Source organism: Pseudorhodoplanes sp. (genome assembly GCF_035565855.1).
Classification (GTDB): Bacteria; Pseudomonadota; Alphaproteobacteria; order Rhizobiales; family Xanthobacteraceae; genus Pseudorhodoplanes.
In genome coordinates this window covers 1-12,302 of the sequence record NZ_DATMRX010000349.1, presented here as the reverse complement: position 1 = coordinate 12,302, position 12,302 = coordinate 1, and the positions used below count along the sequence as shown (strand labels likewise).

The 12,302-nt window shown below is 64.3% G+C and carries 11 protein-coding genes; all 11 read left to right on the top strand.

What is annotated here, in order from left to right; genetic code table 11:
* Positions 1-361: division/cell wall cluster transcriptional repressor MraZ (locus tag VN004_RS20125; RefSeq protein WP_325613955.1), on the top strand; the 361-nt coding region annotated here is incomplete at its 5' end.
* Complete coding sequence (gene rsmH, locus VN004_RS20120) at positions 358-1,392, top strand: 16S rRNA (cytosine(1402)-N(4))-methyltransferase RsmH (RefSeq protein WP_414710368.1); 1,035 nt, start codon at positions 358-360, stop codon at positions 1,390-1,392. The genes VN004_RS20125 and rsmH, both read left to right, overlap by 4 nt.
* Positions 1,389-1,769, top strand: a complete 381-nt coding sequence (ftsL, locus tag VN004_RS20115) for a cell division protein FtsL (RefSeq protein WP_325613954.1) — start codon at positions 1,389-1,391, stop codon at positions 1,767-1,769. The genes rsmH and ftsL overlap by 4 nt, the downstream gene beginning before the upstream one ends.
* A 41-nt stretch (positions 1,770-1,810) precedes the next feature.
* A complete protein-coding gene (locus tag VN004_RS20110; protein ID WP_325613953.1) occupies positions 1,811-3,511 on the top strand; it encodes a penicillin-binding protein 2 in 1,701 nt (566 codons plus the stop codon).
* Between the two features lie 79 nt (positions 3,512-3,590).
* A complete protein-coding gene (locus VN004_RS20105; protein ID WP_325613952.1) occupies positions 3,591-5,036 on the top strand; it encodes a UDP-N-acetylmuramoyl-L-alanyl-D-glutamate--2,6-diaminopimelate ligase in 1,446 nt (481 codons plus the stop codon).
* On the top strand, positions 5,033-6,469 hold the full coding sequence (locus tag VN004_RS20100) for a UDP-N-acetylmuramoylalanyl-D-glutamyl-2,6-diaminopimelate--D-alanyl-D-alanine ligase (protein WP_325613951.1): 1,437 nt from the start codon (positions 5,033-5,035) through the stop codon (positions 6,467-6,469). Before VN004_RS20105 ends, VN004_RS20100 begins: the two co-directional genes overlap by 4 nt.
* A gap of 7 nt (positions 6,470-6,476) precedes the next feature.
* Positions 6,477-7,565, top strand: a complete 1,089-nt coding sequence (mraY, locus tag VN004_RS20095; protein WP_325613950.1) for a phospho-N-acetylmuramoyl-pentapeptide-transferase — start codon at positions 6,477-6,479, stop codon at positions 7,563-7,565.
* Positions 7,562-8,935, top strand: a complete 1,374-nt coding sequence (gene murD / locus VN004_RS20090) for a UDP-N-acetylmuramoyl-L-alanine--D-glutamate ligase (RefSeq protein WP_325613949.1) — start codon at positions 7,562-7,564, stop codon at positions 8,933-8,935. Before mraY ends, murD begins: the two co-directional genes overlap by 4 nt.
* Positions 8,936-9,083: 148 nt before the next feature.
* Entirely contained in the window at positions 9,084-10,238 is a 1,155-nt protein-coding gene (ftsW, locus tag VN004_RS20085) for a putative lipid II flippase FtsW (RefSeq protein WP_325613948.1), read from the top strand.
* 139 nt (positions 10,239-10,377) lie between these two features.
* Positions 10,378-11,454: an undecaprenyldiphospho-muramoylpentapeptide beta-N-acetylglucosaminyltransferase gene (murG, locus tag VN004_RS20080; protein ID WP_325613956.1), complete on the top strand. Its 1,077-nt coding sequence runs from the start codon at positions 10,378-10,380 to the stop codon at positions 11,452-11,454.
* A gap of 224 nt (positions 11,455-11,678) precedes the next feature.
* Positions 11,679-12,302 (top strand): Mur ligase domain-containing protein (locus tag VN004_RS20075; RefSeq protein ID WP_325613947.1); only part of this gene is annotated, 624 nt, incomplete at its 3' end.

The window sequence follows — 12,302 nt, the reverse complement described above, 5'->3', positions numbered from 1 at the left end:
TCCCTCGGCGGATCGGCCCGCATTGGAGGCTGGCGGCAGCCGGCTCATGACCGAGATCGAGCAGCTGATCGAACGCTTCCCGCCCTTCTCGGAGGAGCGCGAGCAATTCGCGATCTCCCTCTACGGGACCAGCGAGACACTGAAGCTGGATTCGGAGGGACGCATCGTTCTGCCGGATCAGTTGAAGGACCATGCCGGGATCATGGACGCGGTCGCGTTCGTTGGACTTGGTCACAAATTCCAGATCTGGGCGCCGGACCGCTTCAGCGCGCGCCTTTCCGAGGCCACCGGAAAGATGCGTGCCCTCAAGAAGCGGATCGGCGCCGAGCGTGCGGCGAACCCGCAAGGGGCACGGGAATGATGACGGGCCGCGACGGCGGAAACGCTGTCGATGGCGGACTGGCCCGGCACATTCCCGTGCTCGCCGCTGAGGTGCTTCGGTATCTCGCGCCGCGCGACGGCGGACTTTATCTCGACGGCACCTTCGGCGCGGGCGGCTATTCGCGTGCCATTCTCGATGCCGCCGATTGCAGCGTGATCGGGATCGATCGCGACAAGACGGCTATCGACGCCGGCGCGGGTCTCGTCGCGGCATCGCTCGGCCGCCTGACCCTGGTCGAGGACCGCTTTTCCAATCTGGATGAGGTTGCGCGGAGCGCCGGCCATCACTCGGTCGATGGCGTCGTGCTCGATATCGGCGTCTCCTCGATGCAGCTCGACGAGGCCGCCCGCGGCTTCTCGTTTCGCAATGACGGGCCGCTTGACATGCGCATGGGCCGTGATGGGCCGAGTGCTGCTGACCTGATTGCCGCGGTATCGGAACGCGACCTCGGCACCATCATCGCGAGGCTCGGCGAGGAGCGGTTCGCGCGTCCGATTGCGCGTGCGATTGTGCGTGCCCGCGGCGAAGCGCCGATCACAACGACGCGCCAGCTCGCCGCGATCGTCGAGCGCGTCGTGCATGCGCGCCCCGGAGCCATTCATCCCGCCACGCGCACGTTTCAGGCGCTGCGCATCTTCATCAACGAGGAGCTTGTCGAACTCGCCGCGGCGCTGGCAGCGGCCGAACGGATCCTCAAGCCGGGCGGCCGCCTGGTCGTTGTGACCTTCCACTCGCTGGAAGACCGCATCGTCAAGACGTTCCTCGCGGATCGAAGCCGGATTCTGGCGGGATCCCGCCACGCGCCGGAGACGCGTGGGCCGCAACCGAGCTTCGTGCTTCTGACCAGGAAGCCGGTCGGTCCTGACGACCAGGAAATCGCAAGCAACCCCCGCGCGCGTTCCGCCAAACTGCGGGCTGCGGAACGCAACGGCGCTCCGGCACAGCCGGCGGATATCGATGACGTCATGCGCGGTGTTCCCAGTCTCGCGGAGGCGATGCGGGGCCGATGAGCATGCGTATCCTGCATCTGTTCGTGATCGTCGCGATGGTTCTCGCCGCGGCCTATGTCTATGACATCAAGTTCGAATCCACGATGCAGGCCGAACGGCTCGCCAAGCTGCGCGGCGAAATCAGGCGCGAGCGCGACGCGATCGCAGCCCTCCGCGCCGAATGGGCAAAGCTGGTTTCGCCGGGTCGCATCGAAGATCTCGCGCAGCGTCACCTGCCGCTCAAGCCGCTCGATGCAGTGCAGATCGACAATCTTGCCACGCTGCCGGAGCGCAAGAGCCCGCCGCCGCCCGAACAGGAGTCCGATCCCATCGCCGCCCTGATCGGCGACGCCGATATCGGTACCACCGGCTCGACCAACGAGCGGAGCCGCCCGTGACGCAGGCCACGCCAAATGTGACTGCGCCAAAGAGGCGGCTGATGGAGCGCCTGCTTTACGGTCAGAACGTTGACCGTGAAACCAAGAGTCGTGCGCGCGTCGGACTCGTGATCGTTGCCTTCGCCTGCATCTATACGGTGATCAGCGGCCGCCTTGTCTATCTCGCCGCAACCTCGGATGGCTCGCAATCGAGACGTGGCGGCGGCGATATCATCGCGACGGCTCGGCCCGATATTCTCGATCGCAATGGCGAAGTTCTCGCGACCGACGTGCGCACGCCGTCGCTGTTCGGCGAGCCGCGCCGCATCATCGATGTCGATGAGGCGGTCGAATTGCTGACGGCCACCATACCGGACCTGAATGCGACGGAAATCCGCGAGCGGCTTTCGTCGAAAAAAGGTTTCGTGTGGCTGAAGCGGGAGATTACCACGGAGCAGCGCCGGCAGATCCACAAGCTCGGGATTCCGGGCATCGGCTTTCGTGCCGAGAACAAGCGCGTCTATCCGAATGGCGCCTCGGTCTCGCATCTGATCGGGCATGTGAATATCGACAACCAGGGCATCGCCGGAATCGAAAAGTGGCTCGATCGCAGCGGTCTTGCCGATCTGCATTCGCTCGGTTTCGCCACCGACCGGCAGCAGAAGCCGGTCGAGCTTGCCGTCGACCTGCGCGTGCAACATGCCATGCGCTCGGAGCTTCTTGCGGCGCGCCAGAAATTCAAGGCCAAGGCCGCGGCCGGCCTCGTGACGGACGTCAATACCGGTGAAATCGTCGCGATGGTGTCGGTGCCGGATTACGATCCGAACGATCCGCGTGAAGCGCTCGACAAGGACCGCATCAACCGGCTGACCACCGGCGTCTACGAGATGGGATCGACCTTCAAGGCGCTGACGCTCGCCATGGCGCTCGATTCAGGGAAGTACACGCTGGGCTCGTCGCTCGATGCGCGCCACCCGCTGCAATACGGCAAGTTCAAGATCAACGACTTTCATGCGCAGCGTCGCATGCTGAGCTTGCCGGAAGTCTTCACCTATTCGTCGAACATTGGGACCGCGCGCATGGCGCTTGGCCTCGGCGTCGAGCATCACAAGGCCTTCCTGAAGAAGATGGGGCAACTCGATCGCCTGCGCACCGAAATCCCGGAAAGCGCCGAACCGCTGGTGCCCAAGCGCTGGGCCGAACTCAACACCGTCACGATCGCATTCGGCCACGGGCTTTCCGTCGCGCCGTTGCAGGCGGTGATGGGCATTTCGGCGTTGATGAATGGCGGCAAGCTCATCCCCCCGACCTTTCTCAAGCGCAGCGAAGAGGAGGCGGCCAAGCTCGCGCGGCAGGTGGTGAAGCCCGAGACGTCCGACCGGATGCGCTATCTGATGCGTCTCAATGCCGAGAAAGGCTCTGCTACACGTGCCGAGGTGAAAGGCTTCTATGTGGGCGGCAAGACCGGCACGTCGGAAAAGGTGATCAACGGGCGCTATTCGAAATCGAAGCTGCTCACGAGCTTCACCGCGGTGCTGCCCGCCGATAAGCCTCGCTATCTCGTTCTGATCATGCTCGACGAGCCGCAGCCGATCGCCGAGACCAAGGGCTATGCGACCTCCGGCTGGAACGCCGCGCCGACCGCCGGAAAGGTCATTGCCCGCATCGCGCCGCTGCTCGGCATCGAACCGCGCTTCGACCTGCCCCCCGCCGACCAGCAGATCCTCGCGGCGACGGCCTCGACCCGGACCCGGACACGGTGATCGCCACAGGGCAGGGCGTTCTGCCCATGGACGAAAAGAAGCCCTTGCCCGACCGCTCGGAGCGTGAAACATCGCGGAAATGAAGCTCTCCGAAATCCTGGCCGGATTGGGCCCCATCGACTCCGCCGCTGCCGCCATCGACATTGGCGGCGTTACGCCGGACAGCCGCGCGGTCAAGCCGGGCGACCTCTTCGTCGCCATCGCCGGCGCCAGGGACGATGGATTGCGCTTTGCCGAAGACGCGCGGAAGGCGGGCGCAGCCGCGATCGTCGCCGAACGAGGTGGGCCATCTGCCGGCATTCCCATTGTGGTCGTTCCGAATGCAAGACAGGCGCTGTCCGTCGCGGCCGCCCGGCTTCACCCGCGGCAGCCTTCGACGATCGCCGCCGTCACCGGAACCAGCGGCAAGACCTCGGTCGCGGCCTTCACGCGCCAGATTTGGGAGGCGGCGGGCTATGCTGCGGCCAGCATTGGCACGATCGGGGTCGTGTCTCCGAAAGGCGAGACTTACGGCTCGCTGACGACACCGGATCCGGTGGCCTTGCATCGCACGCTCGATCAGCTTGCCGGCGAGGGTGTCACGCATCTTGCGATGGAGGCATCGTCCCATGGCCTCGACCAGCATCGGCTGGATGGCGTGCGGATTGCCGCCGGCGGCTTTACCAATCTGAGCCGCGATCATCTCGATTATCACCCCGATCTCGAATCCTATCTGCGTGCCAAGCTGCGGCTGTTCGAGGACCTTGTGAGCGCCGACGGCGCCGCGGTGATTTCAGCCGACCATCCCGAAGCGCGGCGGGTGCGCGAAGCGGCATCGAAGCGGGGCTTGCGCGTCTTCACAGTTGGGCGCGACGGCGACGACATCCGTCTCGAGAAAAGCCGGATCGATGGTTATGCGCAGAAGCTCACGCTTCAGTTCGAGCGGCGACGCTACGAGCTTCACCTGCCTCTCGTTGGGGAATTCCAGGTCGAGAATGCGTTGGTCGCCGCCGGTCTTGCGATCGTTACCGGCACGCCTGCGGACGCTGTCTTCGCTGCGCTGGAAGATCTCGAAGGCGCGAAGGGACGACTGGAGTTTGCCGGACAGACCGGCGGTGCACCGGTCTTCATCGATTATGCGCACAAGCCGGATGCGCTCGCCAAGACGCTCGACGCGTTGCGGCCCTATGTGAAGCGCCGGCTGGTGGTGGTGTTCGGTTGCGGCGGCAATCGCGACCAGGGCAAGCGCCCGATCATGGGGGCGATTGCCGCGGAGAAGGCCGAGCACGTGATCGTCACCGACGACAACCCGCGCAACGAGAACCCGGCCAACATCCGCGCGGAGATTCTCAAGGCGGCGCCAGGTGCGATCGAAATCGCCGACCGCGGAGAGGCGATCCGGACCGCCATCGCCGAACTCAAGACCGGGGACGTGCTGGTGATCGCCGGCAAGGGTCACGAAAGCGGCCAGATTGTCGGCGACCGGGTATTGCCGTTCAGCGATCACGACGCGGTGGCGGCAGCGTTGGGGGGCAAGACCAGATGAGCGGGCAGGCTTTATGGACCGTGGACGCCATGGCGGCGGCGATGCGCGCGCGGGGCGAGGGACCTTTGCCGGCCACCGTCGGCGGCATTTCCATTGACAGCCGCACGCTGGCCGCTGGCGACGCCTTTTTCGCCATCAAGGGCGACGCGCGCGATGGGCACGACTTCGTCGATGCAGCATTGAAGGCAGGCGCGGGACTCGCGGTGGTGTCAGCCGACAGGCGCGCCGCGCTACCGGCGGATGCACCGTTGCTGGTGGTCGATGACGTGCTGGAGGCTTTGCGCGACCTCGCGCGGGCGGCGCGCGCGCGTCTGCGCGGCAAGGTCATCGCGGTGACGGGTTCGGTCGGCAAGACATCGACCAAGGAAGCGTTGCGCCTCGTGCTTTCGCGCGAAGGCGAAACCCATGCCTCTGCCGCTTCCTACAATAATCACTGGGGCGTGCCGCTCTCGCTCGCACGCTGTCCCGCGGATGTGCGCTTCGCCGTGTTCGAGCTGGGCATGAACCATGCCGGTGAAATCACGCCGCTCTCGCAACTGGTGCGGCCCGACATCGCGATCATCACCACGGTGGCGCCGGTCCATCTTGAATATTTCGCCTCGCTCGATGCGATTGCTGACGCCAAGGCGGAAATCTTCGACGGCCTCGTGTCCGGGGGCACCGCGATCATCAATCGCGATATTCCGCAGTTTGAGAGACTCGCCGGCCGCGCCTATGAAGCCGGAGCAAGGATCGTGTCGTTCGGCGAAAACGCCAACGCGGATGCGCAGCTTCTCAAATGCATGTTGCAGCCTGACACCTCGACCGTGCAGGCACGCATTCTCGGCGACGATGTCACCTACAAGCTCGGTGCGCCGGGCAAGCATCTCGCGCTCAATTCGCTGGCCGTGCTCGCGGCGGCAAAGCTGGCCGGCGCCGACCTCGCCATGGCGGCGCTGTCGCTCGCCGATCTGCGTCCGGCGAACGGGCGGGGGACGCGGATCACGCTGGAGCTTCCGAACGGTACGGCGCTCCTGATCGATGAAAGCTACAATGCCAATCCGGTGTCGATGGCCGCGGCCATCGCGCTTCTGGGACAAGCCGATCCCGGTCCCCGCGGGCGGCGAATCGCCGTGCTCGGCGATATGCTCGAACTTGGCGCGCAATCCGCTGCCCTGCATGCTGGCCTCGCCAAGCCGATTGTGGATCACGCGGTCGATTTGGTGTTTTGCGCGGGTCCCGGGATGCGAAATCTATGGGAGGCGCTTCCCTCCAACCGCCGGGGCGGCTATGCAACGGACTCAAGCGCCCTCGAACCGCAGGTCCTCGAAGCGGTCTCGGGCGGCGACGCCATCATGATCAAGGGTTCTTTCGGTTCGAAAATGACCCCCATCGTCAAGGCGTTGCAGCGCAAATATGCGCCACGCCCGGCGATGACAGCAGCGCAGGGTTGATCGCCGCATGCTCACATGGCTTGCCGATTATTCGGATCAACTCCAGATACTGAATATCTTTCGCTACATCACCTTCCGAACCGGCGGCGCCCTGATGACCGCGGCGCTGTTCATGTTCATCGCCGGTTCGCCGATCATCGATTGGCTGCGGGCGGCGCAGGGGCGCGGACAGCCGATCCGCGAGGACGGTCCGCAATCGCATCTGAAGAGCAAGATCGGCACGCCCACGATGGGCGGACTGATGATCATCTTCGCCGTGACCGTCTCCACCATCCTGTGGGCCAATGTCTACAATCCCTATGTCTGGATCGTGCTCGGCGTGACGGTGGCGTTCGGGATGATCGGCTTCTATGACGATTATCTGAAGGTCACCAAGCAGCAGGCCTACACCGCCTTCTCCGGCAAGCTGCGCATCACCGCCGAGACGGTGGTCGCGATCCTTGCCTGCCTTGCCATCGCCCAGCTTGGCCGGCCCGCCTTTGCCACCTCGCTGACCTTTCCGTTTTTCAAGGATCTCATCGTCGATCTCGGCTGGTTCTTCATCGTCTTCGGCGCCTTCATCATTGTCGGCGCCGGCAACGCGGTAAACCTCACCGACGGACTGGACGGCCTCGCCATCGTGCCGGTCATCATCGCGGCGCTCAGCTTCGGGCTGATCTCGTATCTCGCCGGCAATGCGCTCTTTGCCGATTACCTGCAGATCCACTACGTCGCCGGCACCGGCGAGCTTGCCGTTCTGTGCGGCGCGGTGATCGGCGCCGGCGTCGGCTTTCTCTGGTACAACGCGCCGCCCGCTTCGATCTTCATGGGTGACACCGGTTCGCTCGCGCTCGGCGGCCTGATCGGCACGGTGGCGGTCGCGACCAAGCACGAGATTGCGCTCGCGATCATCGGCGGATTGTTCGTGCTCGAGGCGGTTTCGGTGATCGTGCAGGTGGTTTCGTTCAGGCTGTTCGGCAAGCGCGTATTCCGGATGGCGCCGATCCATCATCATTACGAGCAAAAGGGCTGGACCGAGCCGCAGATCGTGATCCGCTTCTGGATCATCTCGATCATGCTGGCGCTCATCGGGCTCTCCACGCTGAAGCTGCGATGATCCCGGTCACAACCTTCGCCGGGAGGACGGTCGCCGTCTTCGGTCTCGGCGGATCGGGGCTTGCGACCTGTCACGCCCTGATTGCCGGCGGCGCCGACGTCATCGCCTTCGACGATAACGAAAAGAAAGTTGCGGAGGCGGCCGCGGCGAAGGTCGCGACCGCCGATCTGCGCAACATCGACTGGTCAAAGATCGCAGCATTGATCCTGACGCCGGGCGTGCCGCTCACCCATCCCGAGCCGCATTGGTCCGCGAAGCTCGCGCAAGCGGCGGGCGTCGAAGTCATCGGCGATGTCGAACTGTTCTGCCGCGAGCGGCGCAAACACGCGCCCAGCGCTCCGTTCGTCGCCATCACCGGGACCAATGGCAAGTCGACCACCACCGCGCTGATCGCGCATCTTCTGCGCCATGCCGGCCGCGATGTACAGATGGGCGGCAATATCGGCGTCCCGGTGCTCCAGCTCGAGCCGCCGGAGCCGCAGCGTCATTACGTGATCGAATGTTCGTCCTATCAGATCGACCTGGCGCCCTCGATCGATCCGACCGTCGGTATCATGCTCAATGTCACGCCCGATCACATCGATCGCCACGGCACCATCGAGCATTATGCAGCGGTGAAGAGCCGCATCCTCGGCCGCGCCAAGACTCGCATTATCGGCGTGGACGACGATTACGGGCGCGGCATGGCGCGGGAGCTTGCCGCGATGCAGCGCCCGGTCGTGCCGATCTCCATCAACCGGATCGTGCCGCACGGCTATGTCGGCGGCGAACATAACATCTACCGCACCGGCGGCAGTGAAGCCGAGGACATCGCCGACCTCACCGGCATCGGCTCCTTGCGCGGTAGCCACAACATGCAGAATGCGGTCGCAGCGATTGCCGCATGCTCTGCGCTTGGCGTCGACGACAAGACTCTCCAGGACGGCTTGCGCAGCTTTCCGGGTCTCGCGCACCGCATGGAGGAGATCGGAAAAAAGGGCGAGGTGCTATTCATCAACGATTCGAAAGCCACCAATGCCGATTCTGCCGCTAAGGCGCTCGCCTCATTCGATCGTATCTACTGGATCGCTGGCGGGCTTCCGAAGGAGGGCGGCATTGCGAGCCTTGCCGAATTCTTCCCCAAGATCGTCAAGGCGTATCTGATCGGCAAGGCGGCCCCGGAATTTGCGCAGACCCTGGATGGAAAAGTCTCATACGAGATTGCAGGCACGCTGGACGTTGCGGTCGAGCACGCGGCGCGCGACGCGCTCGAGGCCGGCAAGCCCGCGGCGGTTCTGCTGTCGCCGGCCTGCGCCTCGTTCGACCAGTTTCCGAATTTCGAGGTGCGGGGAAACAGGTTCCGCGAGCTGGTGCAGCGGCTGGTGACATAACCCGCGCCGCGTTCGCGCTTAAGTCGTCCTTTCGAGCCGGCGTGTTCTCCGGACCGTAGGTCATCCGCCCCGTCTCCCCGGGGGAGGGCAAGGCAGTATTAATCAAACCTAAACCGCAACGCGCGACTTTGCCCCTTCGGGGGCGCAGATGATCTCGCGGACGCAACTCACGCCATTTGCAGTCTGGTGGCGAACGATGGACCGGCTGACGCTGGCGGCGCTCGGCGCGCTCATGCTGGCTGGAATCATCCTCCTTCTCGCCGCCAGTTCTCCGGTGGCCACGAAGCTTGGCCTCGACCCGTTTCATTTCGTGAACCGGCAGATTCTCTATCTTATCCCGGCGATCGCGATCATGCTCGGCACGTCGCTGTTGTCGCCTCATCAGATCAGGCGGCTGGCGCTGGTGGTGTTTGCCCTCAGCATGGTGCTGCTTGCCGGCACCCTGGTTTTCGGCACCGAGATCAAGGGCGCGCGCCGCTGGGTCGTTCTGCTTGGGGTCAACATCCAGCCCTCGGAATTCGTCAAGCCGGCCTTTGTCATCCTGATCGCGTGGCTGTTTGCCGAATCCGCGCGCAAGCCGGACATGCCGGCCAACATCATGGCGCTCGGCCTGCTCGGCGCCGTCGTCTCCCTTCTGATGCTGCAGCCGGATGTCGGTCAGACCATGCTGACCACCATGGTCTGGGGCGTCCTCTTCTTCATGGCCGGGATGCGGCTGATCTGGGTGGCGGGCCTTGCCGGGGCTGCGGTTGCAGGTCTTGGTGCGGCCTATCTGACGGTGCCGCATGTGGCGCGCCGGGTGAATCGGTTCTTCGATCCCAGTTCGGGCGACACGTTTCAGGTCGATAACGCGGTGGAGTCGTTTCTGCGGGGTGGCTGGCTGGGCCAAGGGCCGGGCGAGGGCACGGTAAAGCGCATTCTGCCCGACAGCCATGCGGACTTCATTTTCGCGGTGGCAGCCGAGGAATTCGGCATTGTTCTGTGCCTGCTCGTGGTCGGGCTGTTCGCCTTCATTGTCATCCGCGTATTGTCACGGGCGATCGCCGCCCAGGATGCCTTCGCGCGATACGCTGCTGCGGGTCTTGCGATCCTGTTCGGCACCCAGTCGGCGATCAACATGGCGGTCAATCTTCACCTGATCCCGGCTAAGGGGATGACGTTGCCGTTCATCTCCTATGGCGGGTCCTCGCTCCTGTCGCTGGCCTATGGCATGGGCATGGTGCTGGCTCTGACCAGAGATCGGCCGCGTGCCGAGCAATTCGGCCGGCATGGAGCGGCCATGGCCCCGGCGGCGGCCTGTTGATACCTCCCTTGCGGGCAGGAAAGGCCGGTTCGCGAAGCGAAGCGGGTGGGGGTAAGCTGCGGCCATGACAAACGACCTCGTCCCGGCGCACCGCGCCGACCTTCCCGTTGTCGCGGAAGGAAACGACAAGACGCTCGTGATGGTCGCCGCGGGCGGCACGGGCGGCCACCTTTTCCCGGCCGAGTCGCTCAGCGCTGCCTTGTCGAAACGCGGCATCGCCACCGCGCTCGCGACCGACAATCGCGCCGCGAAATACAACGACCATTTCAAATCGGTCTATGTGATCCCGAGCGAGACATTCCGAGGCCGCGATCCGATCTCGATCATGCGCGCCGGAAGCACGTTGGCTTATGGCCTGTTCAAGGCCGTTACGATGATGCGGCAGGTCAGGCCATCGGTGGTGGTGGGCTTCGGTGGCTATCCTTCAGTGCCGCCGGTTCTGGCTGCGAGTCTCCTGAAGATTCCAACTGTACTGCACGAGCAGAATGCGGTTATGGGCCGCGCCAACCGCTTCCTCGCTGCGCGCGTCAACGTGATCGCCACCGGCTTTGCAGGCGTTACTGACAAGAACAAGGCGCTCGCGATCAAGACTACCTGCATCGGAAATCCACTGCGTCCCGCGGTGCTCGCGGCGGCCGGCACGCCATTTGCGCCGGTCGAGCCGAACGGGCCGCTGCACATGCTGGTGTTCGGCGGCAGTCAGGGCGCTCGTATCATGGCCGATATCGTGCCGCCGGCCGTGGCCAAACTTCCCCCGCATCTGCAGATGCGCCTGAAGATCACGCAGCAGGTGCGGGAAGAGGACATCCCGCGCGTTCGCGACATCTATACGAGAGCTCAAGTCGCACACGACATCGCCCCGTTTTTCACCGACCTGCCTGCGCGGATGGCGGCGAGCCATCTTGTGGTGTCCCGGTCGGGTGCCGGCACCGTCGCCGAATTGTCAGCGATCGGCCGGCCCGGAATCCTCGTGCCGCTCCCGCACGCGCTGGACCAGGACCAGGCCGCGAATGCGGGCGTGCTGGAAAAGGCCGGAGGTGCAATCCGCATCCTGCAGAAGGATTTCACACCCGACCGGCTCGCCGCCGAAATCGACGCCCTCGCGGCCGATCCGGACCGGCTTGCGACAATGGCCGCCCGCGCCAAGGCTATCGGCGTCCTCGATGCCGCCGACCGGCTGGCCGATCTGGTGCTGAAGGTCGCGCGCGCCAATTAGGGCCAAACTTTGAGGAAACCGGTTCAAGGGCGGCATGATCTGCGGACATTTTTCGCTTGGCGGGAGTTCGCCGCGCGACGTCCGGTCGAGGTGAGGGGTTACAATTTGAAGGCAGATTCTGTACCCCCTCACAAAAGCCCTCTTCCGGAAGGGAGAGGCAGCAGTCGGAGCGGTGCCGCAGCCGATTTGCCTCGTTCGAATGACTCTCTGTCGGGGGCCTGCCCATGAAATTGCCGCGCGATCTTGGCTCGATCCATTTTGTCGGGATCGGAGGCATCGGCATGAGCGGGATTGCCGAAGTGCTGGCCAATCTCGATTACACAGTGACCGGATCGGACGTCTCCGAAAGCGCCAATGTCAAGCGACTGCGGGAGAAGAACATCAAGGTTGCGGTTGGCCATGACGCAAAGCATGTCGAGGGCGCGAGTGTGGTGGTCGTTTCATCGGCGATACGGCGCGACAATCCGGAATTGATCGCGGCGCGGGCCAAGCGACTTCCGATCGTGCGGCGGGCGGAAATGCTGGCCGAACTGATGCGGCTCAAGTCGGCGGTGGCTATCGCCGGCACGCACGGCAAGACCACCACGACTTCCATGGTCGCGACATTGCTCGATGCAGGCGGGCTCGATCCGACAGTGATCAATGGCGGCATCATCAATGCCTACGGCACCAACGCGCGGCTCGGCGCCGGCGACTGGATGGTCGTGGAAGCCGATGAATCCGACGGCACGTTTCTGAAGCTGCCCGCCGACATTGCCATCGTCACCAATGTCGATCCGGAACATCTCGACCACTTCAAGACCTTCGATGCGGTGAAGGAGGCGTTCAAGGCCTTTGTCGAGAACGTG